At 73.7% G+C, this 17,175-nt stretch carries 17 protein-coding genes; 10 read left to right on the top strand and 7 right to left on the bottom strand.

Annotation, left to right across the window (positions count from 1 at the left end; translation table 11 throughout):
* Positions 1-221 precede the first annotated feature (221 nt).
* Complete coding sequence (locus tag LZG04_RS33225) at positions 222-674, bottom strand: protein-tyrosine phosphatase family protein (protein ID WP_233824629.1); 453 nt, start codon at positions 672-674, stop codon at positions 222-224.
* Positions 675-830: 156 nt separating this feature from the next.
* Here LZG04_RS33225 and LZG04_RS33230 point away from each other — a divergent pair, with 156 nt between their 5' ends.
* Positions 831-1,337: a GNAT family N-acetyltransferase gene (locus LZG04_RS33230; RefSeq protein WP_233824631.1), complete on the top strand. Its 507-nt coding sequence runs from the start codon at positions 831-833 to the stop codon at positions 1,335-1,337.
* On the opposite strand, the gene LZG04_RS33235 is transcribed toward LZG04_RS33230, so the two are convergent.
* Positions 1,318-1,728: an SWIM zinc finger domain-containing protein gene (locus LZG04_RS33235; protein ID WP_233824634.1), complete on the bottom strand. Its 411-nt coding sequence runs from the start codon at positions 1,726-1,728 to the stop codon at positions 1,318-1,320. The two genes, LZG04_RS33230 and LZG04_RS33235, sit on opposite strands and share 20 nt — an antisense overlap.
* A gap of 26 nt (positions 1,729-1,754) precedes the next feature.
* Between LZG04_RS33235 and LZG04_RS33240 the strand changes: the two genes are divergently transcribed.
* Both LZG04_RS33240 and LZG04_RS33245 read left to right on the top strand, forming a co-directional pair.
* Positions 1,755-2,462 carry a 3-keto-5-aminohexanoate cleavage protein gene (locus LZG04_RS33240; RefSeq protein WP_233824636.1) on the top strand — a complete coding sequence of 236 codons (708 nt, stop codon included), beginning with the start codon at positions 1,755-1,757 and terminating at the stop codon, positions 2,460-2,462.
* 52 nt (positions 2,463-2,514) lie between these two features.
* Positions 2,515-3,153 (top strand): LysE family translocator, encoded by a 639-nt coding sequence (locus LZG04_RS33245; protein WP_233824638.1) that lies wholly within the window; start codon positions 2,515-2,517, stop codon positions 3,151-3,153.
* A gap of 146 nt (positions 3,154-3,299) precedes the next feature.
* On the opposite strand, the gene LZG04_RS33250 is transcribed toward LZG04_RS33245, so the two are convergent.
* Complete coding sequence (locus tag LZG04_RS33250; protein WP_233824640.1) at positions 3,300-3,953, bottom strand: amino acid-binding protein; 654 nt, start codon at positions 3,951-3,953, stop codon at positions 3,300-3,302.
* Positions 3,954-4,178: 225 nt separating this feature from the next.
* Between LZG04_RS33250 and gatC the strand changes: the two genes are divergently transcribed.
* The 7 genes from gatC (at position 4,179) to LZG04_RS33285 (ending at position 13,745) form a co-directional block, all read left to right on the top strand.
* Positions 4,179-4,478 (top strand): Asp-tRNA(Asn)/Glu-tRNA(Gln) amidotransferase subunit GatC, encoded by a 300-nt coding sequence (gene gatC, locus LZG04_RS33255; protein ID WP_015104569.1) that lies wholly within the window; start codon positions 4,179-4,181, stop codon positions 4,476-4,478.
* Between the two features lie 34 nt (positions 4,479-4,512).
* Positions 4,513-6,030 (top strand): Asp-tRNA(Asn)/Glu-tRNA(Gln) amidotransferase subunit GatA, encoded by a 1,518-nt coding sequence (gatA, locus tag LZG04_RS33260; protein ID WP_233824642.1) that lies wholly within the window; start codon positions 4,513-4,515, stop codon positions 6,028-6,030.
* Positions 6,027-6,218 carry a hypothetical protein gene (locus tag LZG04_RS33265; protein WP_233824644.1) on the top strand — a complete coding sequence of 64 codons (192 nt, stop codon included), beginning with the start codon at positions 6,027-6,029 and terminating at the stop codon, positions 6,216-6,218. The genes gatA and LZG04_RS33265 overlap by 4 nt, the downstream gene beginning before the upstream one ends.
* On the top strand, positions 6,215-7,717 hold the full coding sequence (gene gatB / locus LZG04_RS33270; RefSeq protein ID WP_233824645.1) for an Asp-tRNA(Asn)/Glu-tRNA(Gln) amidotransferase subunit GatB: 1,503 nt from the start codon (positions 6,215-6,217) through the stop codon (positions 7,715-7,717). Before LZG04_RS33265 ends, gatB begins: the two co-directional genes overlap by 4 nt.
* 470 nt (positions 7,718-8,187) lie before the next feature.
* Positions 8,188-8,466 carry a hypothetical protein gene (locus LZG04_RS33275; protein WP_233824647.1) on the top strand — a complete coding sequence of 93 codons (279 nt, stop codon included), beginning with the start codon at positions 8,188-8,190 and terminating at the stop codon, positions 8,464-8,466.
* A 90-nt stretch (positions 8,467-8,556) separates the two neighbouring features.
* On the top strand, positions 8,557-11,172 hold the full coding sequence (locus tag LZG04_RS33280) for a CHAT domain-containing protein (RefSeq protein WP_374202939.1): 2,616 nt from the start codon (positions 8,557-8,559) through the stop codon (positions 11,170-11,172).
* 95 nt (positions 11,173-11,267) lie between these two features.
* Positions 11,268-13,745, top strand: a complete 2,478-nt coding sequence (locus tag LZG04_RS33285; RefSeq protein WP_233824649.1) for a M14 family zinc carboxypeptidase — start codon at positions 11,268-11,270, stop codon at positions 13,743-13,745.
* On the opposite strand, the gene LZG04_RS33290 is transcribed toward LZG04_RS33285, so the two are convergent.
* From LZG04_RS33290 to LZG04_RS33305, 4 genes are read right to left on the bottom strand one after another with little or no spacing between them, the layout of a single operon-like run.
* Positions 13,715-14,101 (bottom strand): GntR family transcriptional regulator, encoded by a 387-nt coding sequence (locus LZG04_RS33290; protein WP_233824651.1) that lies wholly within the window; start codon positions 14,099-14,101, stop codon positions 13,715-13,717. The two genes, LZG04_RS33285 and LZG04_RS33290, sit on opposite strands and share 31 nt — an antisense overlap.
* Positions 14,098-15,036 carry a hypothetical protein gene (locus LZG04_RS33295; protein WP_233824653.1) on the bottom strand — a complete coding sequence of 313 codons (939 nt, stop codon included), beginning with the start codon at positions 15,034-15,036 and terminating at the stop codon, positions 14,098-14,100. Before LZG04_RS33295 ends, LZG04_RS33290 begins: the two co-directional genes overlap by 4 nt.
* Before the next feature lie 58 nt (positions 15,037-15,094).
* Positions 15,095-16,279 carry a PQQ-dependent sugar dehydrogenase gene (locus LZG04_RS33300; protein ID WP_233824655.1) on the bottom strand — a complete coding sequence of 395 codons (1,185 nt, stop codon included), beginning with the start codon at positions 16,277-16,279 and terminating at the stop codon, positions 15,095-15,097.
* A 10-nt stretch (positions 16,280-16,289) separates the two neighbouring features.
* The gene (locus tag LZG04_RS33305) at positions 16,290-17,159 is read right to left on the bottom strand and encodes an alpha/beta fold hydrolase (RefSeq protein WP_233824657.1); all 870 of its coding nucleotides are present in this window, start codon (positions 17,157-17,159) and stop codon (positions 16,290-16,292) included.
* Positions 17,160-17,175 lie beyond the last annotated feature (16 nt).

The following is a 17,175-nucleotide window of genomic DNA, read 5'->3' on the forward strand; positions in this document are numbered from 1 at the left end:
GCGCCCGACCTGAACCCGCCCAACCTCCGCCCGCACCCCCGACTTGCACCCGCGCCACCAACCTGCGCCCGCGCCCAACCCGAACCCGAACCCCCCCAACCAGCACCCGCACCCCCCACATGCACCCCCCCCCCACTCCACCGCCCGCGCCCACCCCCGGACCCGGAGCTAACCGGCACCTGTCACCCCGGATCGACTGGCACAGATCCCCGCCCGACCCGTCAACGCGCGGACGTCACGTGCGGGAAGCGCGCGACCCACCGCTTCTGCCACGGCGTCTCCACCGCACGCCGGTTGAAGTGCGTCCGCGCCCAAGCCACGGCCTCACCCGAAGGCACGCCCGCCAGCACGGCAAGGCAGGCGATCACCGTGCCGGTCCGCCCGACGCCGCCGCCGCACGCGACCTCGACCCGTTCACCGGCCACGGCCCGCGCGTGCAGGTCCCGGATCAGCGTCACGGCGTGCTCCGGCGACCTGGGCAACCGGAAGTCCGGCCACTCGACCCACTCGTGCGGCCACGTCGGGGCGTCCGCGCGCGCCATCACCGAGCGTCGCATCCGCGGCGAACCGAGGTACAGCCCGTACTCGGGCGTGCCCTCGGGGGTGGGATAACGCAGGCCACGACCGCGCACCAGAGCGCCGTCGGGCAGTTCGATCGCACCAGGAAGGCTCATCGCCACATCATCGCGCCCGCACTCCTGCGGGCGGACGGGAGGCCGTCCGCGTGGGACATCCGGCCCCACATCCAGCCGGAACCTTGATCGCACGCCCGCCGGCGCAGTTGGCTGGACGACAATCGGGGACGGTCCGATGACGCAGAGGGGAACCAGATGGCCGACATCGTGGTGAGGCCCGCCAGGGAAGACGAGTGGGCGACGGCGGGTGCGATCACCGTTGCCGCCTACCAGGCCGACCGGCACATCGACAGCCACACCGGCGGGTACGCCGACACGCTGGTCGACGCGCGCACGCGGGCCCGCGAGGCGGAGTTGCTGGTGGCGGTGGACGCGGAGAACACCGTGCTCGGCACCGTCACGGTGGTCCGGCCCGGCACCCCGTACGCCGAGGTCAGCCGGGACGGCGAGGTGGAGTTCCGGATGCTCGCGGTCAGCCCGGCCGCCCGCGGTCGAGGTGTGGGGGAGGCGTTGGTGCGCGCCGTGATCGCGCGGGCGCGGGAGCTGGGCGCGACGCGGCTGGTGATGAGCAGTTCCGAGCACATGACCACGGCGCACCGGCTCTACCAGCGGCTGGGCTTCCAGCGCTTGCCCGAGCGCGACTGGCGGCCCGTGCCGGGCGTGGACATCACCGCGCTGGGGTTCAGCCTCGCACTCGCATGACCTCGTCGCGCAGCGTCCGGTCCCGCGCCGCCCGGTCGTAGAGCAGCCGCACGAGGGTCGCGTGGTCGAGTTCGGCGAGGCGCAGGCGCAGCTCCTCGTCCTCCGCGTCCGGCGGCGGCACGGTCAGGCCGCGCTCCAGCAGCACCAACCCGACCGCGACGCAGTGCTTGCAGAAGAACCCCTGCGACCCGTACGGGCACGTGCACGCGCCGACCAGGCGGGTGTCCTCCCACTCCAACGTCACCCGGTACTCGGCCGCGCCGACCACGGCACCTTCGACGTGCCGCGAACGCACGGCCAACTCGACCACGGAGTCCCGGTAGGTCAACCCGCGCCAGTACGACTTCGCGCCCGCGTGGTGGCGCAGCAGGGCTGGGGTCAGCGTCGGCATGGCGGTATCCAACACCTTGTGGTTCGGTGGGTTCCGTGCTCCAGGCTTGTTTGAACGGTGCCCGTGAGCCGGGCAGCCACCCTAGTCTGCCGATCACCCCGCAGCAGTTGGCGGCCGACGCCGCCGCGTGCGCCGAGCTGGGCGTGACGTCGTTCCACCTGCACCCGCGTGACGCGGTCGGGTTGGAGGTGCTGGCCGGTCCGGAGGTCGCGACCGCGGTGTCCGTGGTGCGGACCGCGGTGGCGGGGGCGCGGATTGGCGTGACGACGGGTGCGTGGATCGTGCCGGACCCCTTGCGGCGGGCGGAGCTGGTGCGCGGGTGGGCGGGGCTGTCGGCGGGACGTCCCGACTTCGCGTCGGTCAACGTCCACGAGGACGGTTGGCTCGCGGTCGCGGCGGCGTTGTGCGACGCGGGTGTCGGGATCGAGCTGGGCGTGTTCCACCTCGAGGCGGCGCGGACGTTGCTGGACGCCGGGGTGCCCGCGGGGACGGTGCGAGTGCTGGCGGAGGTGCAGCCGGGGCAGACCGCGCAGGACGCGGCACGGCTGGTCGACGCGCTCGCGCCGCTCGGGGTGCCGATCCTGCTGCACGGCGAGGACGACAGCGCGTGGCCGGTGCTGGACCACGCGGTGGCGCACGGGCTGGACACGCGCATCGGGCTGGAGGACACGCTGACCGCGCGTGACGGCACGGAGGCGGTCGACAACGCCGCGCTGGTCCGCCTGGCGCTCTGACATCCGGGAAAAGCACTGGTGGCACGGGCTGCGGACGTGGTTTCGTGACGCCATGGTGACCACCGACCGGCTCCTCGCCTTCGCGGCCATGTCGTTGCTGTTGATCGTGATCCCCGGACCCAGCGTCCTGTTCGTGGTGGGGCGGGCGTTGGCGCAGGGCCGCCGGGCCGCGTTGATCACCGTGCTGGGCAACACGCTCGGCGCTTACGCCCTCGTCGTGGCCGTCGCGTTCGGCGTCGGGGCGATCGTGGAGCGCTCCGCGGTGGTGTTCACGACGTTGAAGCTGGTCGGTGCCGCGTACCTGGTGTACCTGGGGGTGAAGGCGGTGCGGCAGCGCGGGTCGTTGCACGCGTCGTTCACGGCCGGCGGTCCGGCGCACGGCGGGCTGCGCACGTTGTGGGAGGGCTTCGCGGTCGGCGTGGCGAACCCCAAGACGATCGTGTTCTTCGCCGCCGTGCTGCCGCAGTTCGTGGACCGCGCACAGGGCCACGTGGCCGTCCAGATGCTCGTGCTGGGCCTGGTGTTCAACATCATCGCGATCGCGTCGGACAGCGTCTGGGGCCTGGCCGCCGCCACCGCCCGCACCTGGTTCGCCCGCTCACCCCGCCGCCTGGCCCTGGTGGGCGGCTTCGGCGGCCTGACCATGATCGGCTTGGGCGTCACCATCGCCACCACGGGCCGCAAAGACTGAAACCCGCGTGCCCTACGTTCGCGTCACGCGTGTCCTACGTTCAGAACACCCGAGTTGAACGCTCAGAACAAGATCGACTGTTCTGAGCGTTCAACTCGGGGTACGCGAACGTAGGACACGCGCGTTCCGAACGTAGGACACGCGGGTTAGTCGGGGAGGACGACGGAGACGATGCCGGCCAGGTGGGCCAGGCGGGCGACCTCGGCGGCGCGGAACATCGGGCCGCCCGGGCGGCCCACCAGCAGCACGCGGTCCGGCTTGCCGAGCGGGGTGGCGGCCAGTTCCGTGCCCAGCTCCTGCCACGTCTCGGGCACCCACGAGTCCTCGCCGTCCAGCACGGTCGCCCGGGCCAGCGGCAGCCACGGCGGGGTCGCGAGCTTGGTCTCCGGGGCGGCGGACGACGAGGTCAGGCGGTGCACGGTGCTGCCGTCCCACGACACCACCACCGCCCAGCCCGCCCGGATGATCTTCGGCACGCCCTCGGTGAACACCGCGAGCCCGTGCGCGGGCTCCTCGGCGACCTCCTCCACCAGCTCCAGCTCCCGGTGGGTGTCCAGCACACCGGCGTACGGCCGGACCGCGTCCACCTCGACCCCGTCGATGGACTCCGCCGCCGTGATCAGCACGTCCGGCAGCCGCCCGGAGGGCAGCTCCACCACCAGGTCGTCGATGGCCAGGCCGGCCCCGCGCTCCACCACGTCCACGCTGAGGATGTCGGCCCCGATCGCGCCGAGCGCGGTCGCGACCGCGCCCAGGGTGCCGGGACGGTCCGGGAGCTGGACCCGGATCAGGAAGGACACGGTGCACGCCTCCAAAGGCTGTGGTGGAGCATCGACGTGGAAACTCGCCGGTCGATGATTCTCGCAGACGCAGCTTCGCTTTCCGACCCACCAGGGGCGTTGCGCACGGGTAAAATCGCGCACCCACGCGCGCGAGCGCGGGTAACCCGGTCGGAGGTCGGCCTGACCAGCCAATAGACTCGGCAGGTCCAAAATCCGAAGAACCGACCCACGGGGGTTGACGAGGTGCCCAGCATCTCCCGCGACGAGGTCGCGCACCTGGCCCGCTTGGCGAGGCTCGCCGTCACCGACGACGAGCTGGACCTGTTCGCCGGCCAGCTGGACGTGATCCTGCAGTCGGTGGCCACGGTGGGCGACATCGCCACCGCGGACATCCCGCCCACTTCGCACGCCGTTCCGCTGACCAACGTGTTCCGCGAGGACGTGGTGCGTCCCAGCCTCGGTCAGCAGCAGGCGCTCGCGGGCGCCCCCGCCGCCGAGGACGGACGCTTCCGCGTGCCCCGCATCCTGGGGGAGGAAGCATGACCGCCGACGTTATCTTCCGCGCGGAGGCGGAATCATGAACAGTCTGATCCGCAGCACCGCAGCCGAGCTCGCCGCCAAGATCGCGAGCCGCGAGGTCTCCGCGGTGGAGGTCGCCCAGGCCCACCTCGACCGGATCGCCGAGGTCGACGGCGCGGTCAACGCGTTCCTGCACGTCGACACCGAGGGCGCGCTGGACGCGGCCCGCAAGGTGGACGACGACATCGCCGCGGGCGTCCAGGTCGGCCCGCTGGCCGGCGTGCCGGTCGCGCTCAAGGACGTGCTAACCACCGAGGGCGTGCCGACCACGGTCGGCTCGAAGATCCTCGAGGGCTGGGTGCCGCCCTACGACGCCACGGTCACGCGCAGGCTGAAGGAAGCCGGCGTGGTGATCCTCGGCAAGACCAACATGGACGAGTTCGCGATGGGCTCCTCCACCGAGAACTCCGCGTACGGCCCGACCCGCAACCCGTGGGACCTGGACCGCATCCCGGGCGGCTCGGGCGGTGGCTCGGCGGCGGCGCTGGCCGCGTTCGAGGCGCCGTTGTCGATCGGCACGGACACCGGCGGTTCGATCCGCCAGCCGGGCGCGGTGACCGGCACGGTCGGCGTGAAGCCCACCTACGGCGGGGTCTCGCGGTACGGGCTGGTGGCGTTCTCGTCGTCGCTGGACCAGGCTGGCCCGTGCGCCCGCACGGTGCTGGACGCGGCCCTGCTGCACGAGGTCATCGCCGGGTACGACCCGATGGACTCCACCTCGATCGACGCGCCCGTGCCGCCGGTGGTGGCGGCGGCACGCGAGGGCGCGAACGGCGACCTGTCCGGCGTGCGCGTCGGCGTGGTCACGCAGTTCAGCGGCGAGGGCTACCAGCCGGGCGTGCTGCGCAGCTTCGAGGCGGCCGTGGCGCAGCTCAAGCAGCTGGGCGCGGAGGTCGTCGAGGTGTCGTGCCCGAGCTTCGACTACGCGCTGCCCGCGTACTACCTGATCGCGCCCAGCGAGGCGTCGTCCAACCTGGCCCGCTTCGACGCGATGCGCTACGGCATCCGGGTGGGCGACGACGGCACCCGCAGCGCCGAGGAGGTCATGTCGCTGACCCGCGAGGCCGGCTTCGGCCCCGAGGTGAAGCGCCGGATCATGATCGGCACGTACGCGCTGTCGTCGGGCTACTACGACGCGTACTACGGCTCGGCGCAGAAGGTGCGCACGCTGATCAGCCGCGACTTCGAGGCCGCGTTCGCGACCGTGGACGTGCTGGTCTCGCCGACCACGCCGACCACGGCGTTCCCGATCGGGGAGCGCACGGACGACCCGATCGCGATGTACAAGGCGGACCTGTGCACGATCCCGGCGAACCTCGCCGGCAACGCCGCCATGAGCGTCCCGAGCGGACTGTCCGACGACGACGGCCTGCCGGTGGGGTTGCAGATCATGGCACCGGCGTTGCAGGACCACCGCATGTACCGGGTGGCGGCGGCGTACGAGGTGGCGCGGGACGCGGCCCTGGGTGCGACGGTCATCAGCGGCGTGCCGCAGTTGGCGGGTGCGTCCCGGTGAGGAGGGCACGGACGGTCCTCGCGCTGGTCGGGGCCGCGGGTGCGGCCACCAGCGCGTTCTCGACGTTGAAGTCGGCTCGCGGCAAGAACGACAAGCTCGCCCTGGTCAACGCGGCGGCGAGCATCCTGGTGGCGATCACGGGTGCGGCGCTGGCCGTGCGGGGTCTGCGGAAGGACGGGAAGGCATGACGTCGGTGCACGAGCTGATGGACTACGCCGAGGTCATCGAGCGCTTCGACCCGGTGCTGGGGTTGGAGGTGCACGTCGAGCTGCACACCAACACCAAGATGTTCTGCGGCTGCGCGAACGTCTTCGGTGGTGAGCCCAACACGCAGGTGTGCCCGGTCTGCCTGGGCATGCCCGGCGCGCTGCCCGCGGTGAACGGCAAGGCGGTGGAGTCGGCGATCCGGATCGGGTTGGCGCTCAACTGCGAGATCGCGGAGTGGTGCCGGTTCGCCCGGAAGAACTACTTCTACCCGGACATGCCGAAGAACTTCCAGACCTCGCAGTACGACGAGCCGATCGCGTTCAACGGCTTCCTCGACGTGACGCTGGACGACGGCTCGCTGTTCCGGGTCGAGATCGAGCGCGCGCACATGGAGGAGGACACCGGCAAGTCGCTGCACGTCGGTGGGTCGGACGGGCGCATCCACGGCGCGGAGCACTCGCTGCTGGACTACAACCGCGCGGGCGTGCCGCTGATCGAGATCGTCACCAAGCCGATCACGGGCACCGGCGAGCGCGCGCCCGAGGTGGCGCGGGCGTACGTGACTGCGTTGCGCGACCTGCTCAAGGCGCTCGACGTGTCGGACGTGCGGATGGACCAGGGTTCGCTGCGCTGCGACGCGAACGTGTCGTTGATGGCCAAGGACGCGACGGAGTTCGGCACGCGCACCGAGACCAAGAACGTCAACTCGTTGCGCAGCGTCGAGCGGGCGGTGCGGTTCGAGATGACCCGCCAGGCGGCGGTGCTCGCGGCCGGCGGCACGGTGACGCAGGAGACGCGGCACTTCGACGAGTCCACGGGGTCGACCTCGTCGGGCCGCACGAAGGAGACCGCGGAGGACTACCGGTACTTCCCGGAGCCCGACCTGGTCCCGATCGCGCCGTCGCGCGAGTGGGTCGAAGAGCTGCGCGGCACGCTGCCGGAGCTGCCGTGGGAGCGCCGCAAGCGGGTCCAGCAGGAGTGGTCGCTGACCGACGCCGAGCTGCGCGACCTGGTCAACGCGGGCGCGGTGGACCTGGTGACGGCCACGGTGGAGGCGGGCGCGACGCCCGCCGAGGCCCGGTCCTGGTGGGTGGCCTACCTAACCAAGGAGGCCAACAACCGGGGCGTGGAGCTGGCCGAGCTGACCATCACGCCGGCGCAGATCGCGCGGGTGATCGCACTGGTGAACGCCGGTGAGCTGACCAACAAGCTGGCGCGCGAGGTCGTCAGCGTCGTGCTGGAGACCGGCGACGAGCCCGAGGCGGTGGTCGAGGCGCGTGGCCTGAAGGTCGTCTCGGACGACTCCGTGCTGGAGCGGGCGGTGGACGAGGCGCTGGCGGCGCAGCCGGACGTGGCGGCGAAGATCCGCGACGGCAAGGTGGCCGCGGCCGGTGCGATCGTCGGCGCGGTGATGAAGGCGACGAAGGGCCAGGCGGACGCGAAGCGCGTGCGAGAGCTGGTCATCGCCCGCTGCTCGTAGCGGGTCGGTTCGGCGGTGGGGCGGTGTCGCGGTCGCGGCGCCGCCCCACCGCCGTTCCAGCCCGTTGTCCGGGTGCGTCCACTCGCGCGCGGTCCATTCGGGAACGGTCCCTTTCGGACACCGTTGGTCACGATTTCGGGACGGGCCGTGGTCGTGGTGGAAATACCCCGGATGTGATTCCACGTCAGGGGGACCGGGTGGGATCGCCTTATTGCGGGCCCTGAGTGCTTGCGCGCTGTCAACATATTCGCCCGTTCGGGTGGTAACACTTTCGGAGCAACGCCTCCCGTGCTGGTCAGTGGAGGGTCCGAACGGTCCATTGGTAGCTCTGGGTAAATTTACTCCTCCCCACATGCGTCCATCTGTGTCAGGCTTGGGCCGTTCGGCAGGGCCGGGGGGCCACCGAAACGACCTGGACCAACCGACCGGATGCCCCGTTCGAGGGGACCCGTTGTAGGGGAGGCAACGCCATGACCCGCACAGACCCGAAGCTCGTCGCGGAGATCAACGCCATCGACAGCACGGTCGTCGACGACCTGGACGGCACCGACCGGACCAGCGCCGACCTGCTCGACGTCGGTGGCGTGGAACCGACCGGCGGCCCGTACAAGCCGACCGGCGACCCCGAGGTCGAGCGGCTCGTGAAGCCGATGGGCGGCCCCTACAAGCCGACCGGCGACCCCGAGACGAACGGCGGCCCTTACAAGCCGACCACCGACGAGCCCGCGGCTGTCACCCAGACGAAGTAAACGGTCACCGACAATCACGGTGGCGTCACACTGAATGCCGTCGGCCGCCGGCCGGCGGCATTCCGCGTCCCCGTGTGATCTCATATGACCGTGCCTGGCGAAACGCGTGGCTCCTCCGGACCGGATCACGCGGTCAGGCTGGCCCGGCAGTTGCACCGCAGCGCGCGTGACGCGGCCACCGCCGACCGCCACCCGTCCGCCATCCGGCAGATGCGCAGGGGCCTGGCACTGCTGGAGACCCCGGGCATCGACCCGCAGGAGCGGCTCGAGGTCCGCACCCGGCTGCTCAACACGCTGGCGTTCTGCCTCGCCGAGACCGGGAAGGTCGACGACGGCCTCACCCAGCTCGCGGGCGTGGACTCCGAGCTCGCCGGGCTGCGGAACGAAGGGCTGCGGGCCCACCTGTCCACCCTGGTCAACCTCAACCGCGCCGCCCTGCTGTGCCGGGTGGGCCGCATCGACGAGGGCATCGCCCAGCTCGACCGGGAGATCGAGCGCAGCGAACGGCGGCTGCCCGCGCACGCCGACCCCGAGGCCGTCGACCTGCTCGCGCTGGCCCTGTCCAACCGGGGCAACGCGCACGGCGAGGTGCACCGCCACGACCGGGCCGTCCGCGACCTCAACCGCGCGGTCGAGCTCGCCGACGCGCACGACCTGCCGCTGCGCGCCGCGATCGCCAAGCACGCCTTGGGCAACGCGGTGCAGCGCGCCGGCGACATCCCGGCCGCCCTGCGGCACTACCGCGAGGCCAACCGGGCGTTCCAGGAGCTGGAACCCGGCCTGCTGCTGCGCCTGCGCATCGACCAGGCCGAGGCGATGATCAGCGTCGGCCTGGCCGACGAGGCGGGCAGGCTGCTCGACGAGGTGCTGCCCGAGCTGCGCCGCCAGCGCATCGGGCAGGACGTGGCCGAGGCCGAGCTGTTCCGCGCGGCGGCGGCGTTGCAGGACGGCGACCTCGTGCTGGCCCGGCGGATGGCCGACTCGGCGCGGCGCAAGCTCGTCCGGCGCGGCAGCCCGGCGTGGGCGGCGGTGGCGGGGCTGATCGCGTTGCGGGTGGACGTGGTGCGCGCGCTCGACTCGCGCCGCCCGGTCGCGCCGGTGGTGCGGCGCGCGGTCGAGCTGTCCGCGCGGCTGGCCGGGCTGAAGCTGCCCGACCAGGCGGCGTTCGCGCTGGTGCTGGCCGCCCGGCTGGAGATCCGCCGCGGTGACCCGGACCGGGGCGCGCGGCTGCTGCGCAGCGTGCCCAAGTCGCGTCGCATCACGCCGATCGACCACCGGATGCTGCTGCGGCTGTGCCGGGCGGAGCTGGCGCTGGCCCGCGGCAACCGGCGGGTGGCGTTGGCGCAGGCCAAGGCGGGCCTGGCGGAGCTGGGCAGGCTGCGGGACCGGCTCGGCGGGCTGGAACTGGTGTCCGGCACCGCCGTGCACGGCCGTGAGCTGGGCGAACTGGCCGTGCGCCTGGTGCTGGCGGGCCGGGACTCGGCGGCCGACGCCAAGCGCCTGTTCACCTGGCTGGAGCGCACGAGGGCGCAGCTGTACCGGTACGACCCGGCCGAGTCCACTGTGGACTCCGAGCTGGGCGAGCGGATCGCCGAGGTGCGCACGCTCAGCCGCGCCCTGCTGCGGGCCCGCCTCGACGGGCTGCCGACCGCGGAGCTGGAGTCGCGGCTCAAGGCGAGCCAGCGCGCGGCCACGCGGATGGGCTGGAGCGCCGGCCCGTGGGGCACGCCGCGCCCGGTCGTGACGCCGGACGAGGTGCTGGCCCGGCTGGACGGGCAGGCGATGGTGAGCTTCGCCGTGTCCGGTGACGAGCTGGTCGCCGTGGTGTTCGCCGGTGAACGCGTGCGCATGGTGCGCCTCGGGTCGGCCGCCGAGGCCACCGAGGGCGCGCGCCGCCTGCACGCCGACCTCAACGCGCTCGCACCCGACCACCTGCCGCCCCCGTTGGCGCAGGTCATCTCGGCGTCCGCGCGGCGTGAGGCGGAGAAGCTGGACCGGCTGCTGCTGCGCCCGCTGGCCCCGGTGATCGGCGACCGGCCGTTGGTCGTGGTGCCGACCGGCGCGCTGTACGTGGTGCCGTGGGGCGTGCTGCCGACGTGCGCGAACCGGCCGACGACGGCGGTGCCGTCGGCCACCGCCTGGGTGTCGGCGATCCGGGAGGAACGCCCCGAGGCCGACGGGGTGCTGCTGGTGCGCGGCCCCGGCCTGCAGGCCGCGCAGGGCGAGATCGACCGGCTCGCGGGCTACCACGGTGACGCGAAGCTGCTCGGCGTGGGCGAGGCGAAGGTCGGCGCGGTGCTGGAGGCGTTGGACGGGGTGCGGCTCGCGCACATCGCCGCGCACGGCGAGCACGAGCCGGAGAACGCGCTGTTCTCCCGGCTGGAGCTGGCCGACGGCGCGATGTTCGCGCACGAGATCGGCCAGGTGCGCCGCCCGCCGCACCAGGTCGTGCTGGCCGCGTGCGAGCTGGCGTTGAACCGGGTGCGGCCCGGCGACGAGCCGCTGGGGTTCGCGGGCGCGTTGCTGGCGGGCGGCGCGCGCACGGTGATCGCCGCTTCCAGCCGGGTGGGCGACCAACCGGCGGCGGCGGCGATGGCCGACTTCCACCGCACCCTGGCGGGCGGCGCGTCACCGGCCGTGGCGCTGGCCGAGGCGGTCGCGGTGGACCCGCTGCGTCGCCCGTTCGTGTGCCTGGGTTCGGGGTGACGCGGCTGACCAGCCGTTCGACCGGTTGACCGGGATCACCCGCACCCACTAGTCAGGGTGGAGGAGTTCTTCGGCGATCACCCCCAGGGGGCCCGGTGCGCTGGTTGACGCTCACGGTGTTGTTGCTGGCCACGATGACCACCCCCGCGACCGCCGCGCCCGCGGTGGGCCGGGCGCACGAGCCGGGCAACGGCCCGGAGCGCAACCAGGTCGCCGCCGTCGACCCGCCGCTGCACGCCACCGCGCGCGGCGACAACTGGCCCGACGCGAACCCCGGCTACCCGCGCCGCACGCTGCTGCGCGTCTACCCGGAGGACCAGTCGGACCGGGCGGTCAAGCTCGGCCTCGCGCCCTACCACGCGCTCGCGCCACGCCTCAACGACCTGCAACGGCGCAGCGACCTGGTGTCGGTCGAGGTCGTCGGCCGCTCCACGGCGGGCCGCGACCTGTACCTGGTGACGCTGACCGCGCCGGAGAGCCCGGGGCAGACCCGCAGGCAGGAGGCGTGGCGCGACAAGATCGAGAACGACCCGGTCGCCGCGTCCCGCGACGTGTTCCTGCGCAGCGGCTACAAGGCACCGGTGTGGATCAACGCCAACATCCACGGCGACGAGTGGGAGGGCACCGACGGCGCGCTGCGCGTGATCGAGGACCTCGCCACCGACCCGGCCGCGCGGGACTTCCTGCGCCGCCACCGGGTCTACGTGAACCTGACCGCGAACCCGGACGGACGAGTGGCCGGCACACGCGCCAACGCGCACGGCTTCGACCTCAACCGCGACTTCGTCACCTCCTCGCAGCCGGAGTCGCGGGCGATGCGGGACGTGGTCAAGCGCATCCAGCCGCTGCTGGTGCTCGACGAGCACGGGTACGTGGCGAACACGCTGATCGAGCCGACGACCCCGCCGCACGGCCAGAACTACGACTTCGACCTCTACATCGAGCACGGCTACGCGGGCGGCCTGCGCATGGAGCGGGCGGTGCGAGCGCTCGGCCACCCGGAGACCGCCGCGCCGGAGATCCCGTTCCGCGACTACGAGCCGGGCGTGTGGGACGGCTGGGCGCCGATCTACACCGCCCAGTACTCGATGTACCACGGCGCGGTGTCCTACACGATCGAGATCCCCATGCGCGTGAACCGGGGCGACTACGCGACACAGCCGGTGACGGAGTTGCGGCGGCGTTCGGCGATCAACACCGACGTTGTCGAAGCCACGATCCGCAGCGCGCTCGCGTACGTGGACGAGCACCGGGTCTCGATGGTCGACAACCAGATCGAGATGTTCCGCCGGGCCCTGGCGGGTGAGCCGCAGCGGCACGTGCCGGACGGGTTCGTGCCCGGGTTCGGCCCCGAGGACCGCTACACCACGCAGTTCCCCCGCGCGTACGTCGTGCCGGTGGGCGACGGGCAGCGGTCCGGGCAGGCCGCCGCACGGCTGGTCGACCACCTGGTCGCGCACGACGTGCGGGTGAAGCGGGCCGACCGGCCGTTCACCGCGGGTGGCCGCGAGTACCCGGCCGGGTCGTACGTGGTGGACCTGCGCCAGCCCAAGCGGGCGCTCGCGAACGTGATGCTGGAGGCCGGCCGGGACATCTCGGCCGACGTCCCGGTCATGTACGACATCAGCGGCTGGAGCCACCGGCTGCTGTGGGGCGCGTCGGTGGACGTGGTGCGGGACGGGCCGCTGGACGTGCGGGGGCGTGAGGTGGCGGCGGCCTCGCCCACCGGCTCGGTGGACGCGCCGCGGGGCAGTGACCTGGCGCTGCGGTTGGCCGACGGCAAGGACGCGGCGGCGGTGAACGACCTGCTCGCCCGGGGTGTCGAGCTGCGCAGGCAGGACGACGGCACGATCGTCGCGCCCGCGTCGGCGCGGCCGGCGGCCGAGGAGGTGTCGGACCGGTACGGCGCGCGGTTCACCGCCGCGCGGCCGGGCGGCACGCCGCTGCGACGTCCGGCGGTGGCGGGCGCGGTGGCGGCGGACGAGCTGAAGGCGTTGCGGGACATGGGCTTCGACGTGCGGCCGGTGTCGACGGCGGCGCTGGACGCCGGGTTCGACCTGTCCGGCGTGGACGTGCTGCTCGTGTCGTCGGGGTTGCGCTACGACCAGCTCGGCGCACCGGCCAGGGCCGCGGTGGACGCGTTCCTGGGGCGCGGCGGCGTGGTGACGCGCGGCGCGACGGGCGTGCGGTTCAACGACGAGGCGGGCGTGCTGCCGGTGCGCGCGGTGGCGGGCCGGGAGGACGCGAACGGCGTCGTGTCGGTGGTGGACGAGTCGGGCGCGGCCGATCACTCGTTCGTGTACGCGCCGTACTGGTTCACCGACCTCGGGCCGGGCGTGAGCGCACGGCAGCGCTACCACGGCCTCGTCGCCGGGCACTGGGCCGCGCGCCCGGACGGCTCGGGCGGCAGCGCGGAGGCGGCCGGTCAGGCGGCGGTCGTGGTGGGCACGTCGCCGAAGGGTGCGCGGGCCGTGCTGTTCGGCACCGAACCGCTGTTCCGCGACCACCCGAAGGGCCTGTACTGGCAGGTGGCGGACGCCATCTACCGCACGGCGGCCTCGTCGTCGCGATAGGCGTGCAAGATCGCCTGCACGGCGTCGTGCCGGTCGACGCCCAGCGCCCCGGCGCGGGCGACGTACTCGGCGGCGGCCTCGGTGAGCGCCGCGGCGGTCCCCGCGTCGCCGTGCGGCACGGACGCCACGACGGTGCCCCGGCGCCGCGCGGTCTCCAGCACGCCGGCCGCTTCGAGCTCGCGGTACCCGCGCGCCACGGTCCCGACCGAGAGCCCGAGGTCGCGCGCGAGCTGCCGGATCGGCGGCAGCGGCGTCCCGACCGGCAGCTCGCCGGCCCGGATCAGGTGCACGAGCTGGTCGCGGACCTGCCGCCACGGCGCCACCCCGCTGTCCGGGTCGACCACGATCCGGGTCATGCGGCCGCCCTCGCGGTCGACGGCCGGGACGGGGTGGCCACCCACATCCAGCCGACCACCCCGACCAGCAGCGCCACCAGCGCCACCGAACCGGCGGCCGACGCGTGCTCCAGCCACGCGGGCGCGGGCGGCATCCCGGCCACCGGCAACCGGACGGCGCGCAGGAAGTCGAGCCGGTTGGCCGCCACGACCACCATCGAAGCCATCCAGGCCAGGCCGATCCCGACCGCCACCCGTGCGCTGCGCGTGCGCAAAGCCAGGTCCACCGCCGGGTCCGGCAGCGACCGCCGCCGCACCGCGAGCCGCACCACGCCCAGCACGGCGCACAGGCCGCACACCACCCCGACCAGCGCGATCAGGCTCACCGGCACGCCGATCCCCGCGTAGTGCCGCTCCGACACCGTCACCACGGCGCCGTCCGCCGAACGCCAGGAACCGCCCGCCGGGATCGCGGCGGCGACCCGGTTCGCCCAGGGCTGGGCGGCCAGCCCCGCCACGGCCAGGACGGCGGCCGCCGTGCCGAGCGCGAGCAGCACGCCGATCGCCCACCGGGGCACCAGGTCGCGCCAGTGCCGCGGGGTCAGCGTCGCGATCCTGGTCCCGCGCGCCGGGCGCAGCGCCGCGACGGCCTCCGCGAGCAGCAGCGCCACGAGCACGGTCGCGAGGCCGCGGAAAGCGCCGGCGTCGGGGTGCTCGAAGCCCAGGATCCGCGCGACGGGCGCGACCACGACCGGTGCGAGCAGGAACAGCACCGGGTAGAGCAACCGCCGGTCACGCAGGTAGGCCACCGCCCGCGCGGTCTGCCGGTCGTCCGGCTCGGGCACGCCCCACCGCCGGAGGAACCGCCGCGCGGCGGACGCGGTCGGCCACAGCAGGACCACCAGCAGCAGGCCCGCCAGGCCCCCGCCCAGCGCCGCCCAGAGCACCTCGGCCACGACACCGCCCCCTTTGTGTCATCCCCTTGACACAAAGAGTCCCACGGTCGTCAACCGGTCAGTCCTTGCCGCCGACGCTGCCCGCGTCCCGCACGATGATCACCACGCGGTCGTCGCTGGAGATCGGCGAGCCGCCCGCGTTCTTGTTCACCGTGCCCGCCAGCGCCGTCGTGTCGTCCAGCATCACCAGCGGCCCCAGCCGGCCGAAGCCGTCCTGGTCGGCCAGGCTCGGCTCCGGCTTGCCGGTGAAGCTGCCGTCCGGGTTCATCGGCAGGTTCAGCAGGCCGGGCGTGGCGCTCGCGGCCACCATCACCAGGTTCGAGAACGACGCGCAGCCCGCCACGCCGGGGCGCTCGGGCCACGACCAGGCCGGGTCGCCCAGCGCCTTGCCCGGCTCCACCCGGTACAACAGGTCGGCGCTCGCGCCCGCGTCGGTCACCCACGTCTTGGAGCCGTCGCCGGACACGCACAGCCCTCCGGGCGACCGCAGCCCGCTCGCCACCGCCCGCGAGCCCGCCGTCGGGTTGCCGGGCGCCGGCTGGCCCGTGCCGTCGATCCGCAGCACCTTCCCGGCCAGCGAGTTCGGGTCGGCCGCGGCGGCCGGGTTGCCCGCGTTGCCGGTCGCCACCAGCAACGCGCCGGTGCGGTCGTGGGCGAGCACGCCGCGGTTGCCGGTCGGGCCCTTCGGGATGCCGGTCAGCACCGGCTTCGGCACGTCACCCGGCGCGAGCCGCAGCACCCGGTTGTCGGTCGCCGTGGTCACGTACACGTAGACGAGCTGGTCCTCGGGGTAGGTCGGCGACAGCGCGAGCCCGGTGAGCCCGCCGTCGGCCGCCGCGTCCACGTCGAACTTCGCCACCTCGACCGGGTCGACGTCCTTGGTCACCTTGAGCAGCCGCCCGGTGGCGCGCTCGGTCGCCAGCGCCGTCACCGCGCCGGTGGACTGGTTGACGTCGGTCAGCGCCACGCCGGAGATCGGGTTCAGGCACGTGCCCACCACAGCCGGGTTGAAGTCCTTGCAGCCCTGCGGCGGCGGCACGGACGAGGGCGGCTGGCCGGGTTGCTGACCCTGCCCCGGTCCCTTCGGCAGCTCGCCGGGCAGCTCGGGCACCGGCCCGGCCTGCGGCGTCAACTGCTGCGCCGCGCTCCAGCCCGCCGGCGGCGGCTGCTCGGGGAAGCTCGCGCAGCCCGCGGCCAGCAGGCCGAGGGCCGAGCCGATCAGCACTCCACGCAGTCGCGACACGCGTCCCAGGTTAGGCGCGCGGCCGTGAACGCGGGGTGAGCGGCCCTTCCACGTCCTCGTGCACGGCCCGGCGCACGGCCTCGGCGCGGTCGAGCAGCAGCTCCAGCTCCTCCACCACGACCCGCGGGTCCTCCAGCGGCAGGAAGTGGGTGTTCGGCAGCACCCGCACCCTGGCCTGTGGCAGCGCGGCGACCGGGCCCAGCACGCCGTCCGCGCACGCCAGGAAGTCGTACCGGCCCGCGAGCACCGTCGTGGGGCACGTCACGCCGGTCAGGTCCAGCCGGGGCGCGCGGCCCAGGGCCAGCGCGAGCGTGAAGTACCAGCGCCAGTCGTGCCGCAGGTAGTGGCGCAGCGACCCCAGCAGCGGCCCGCCCAGCTCCGGCACCGGCACGCGGTGCAGCACGGCGTCCAGCAGCGGCCCGGCCGCCTTCAACGCCGTCAGCCCGCCCACGCCGACCAGCCGCCGCACCTGAGCCGGCACACCGGGCAAGTCGAGCGCGCTCCCGAACGCGTCACCCGGCGCGCCCGCGACCAGCATCAGGCCGCTGACCCGGTCGGGGTGGCGCAGCGCCAGCTCGGCGGCCACCGTCACGCCCATCGACCAGCCGATCACCACGCACCGCTCGACGCCGCCGTCGTCCAGCACGGCCAGCGCGTCGGCGACGTGGTCGGCGGGCTCCACGCGGGACGGGTCGGCCGGGCGGTCCGAACCCGCCGTGCCGCGGTGGTACCAGCCGTGCACGCGGGCCGACGGCACCTTCGGCCACAGCGCGGGCGCGGCGCCGAGACCGGAGCTGAGCAGCACGTCGGGCCCGTCGGCCTCGGTCCGCCACAACCTGATCCGCGTGCCGTCCGCGGAGAAGACGTCGTGCTCCCGCATGGCGGCCAGTGTGCCG

Source organism: Saccharothrix sp. S26 (assembly GCF_021390395.1).
Classification (GTDB): domain Bacteria; phylum Actinomycetota; class Actinomycetes; order Mycobacteriales; family Pseudonocardiaceae; genus Actinosynnema.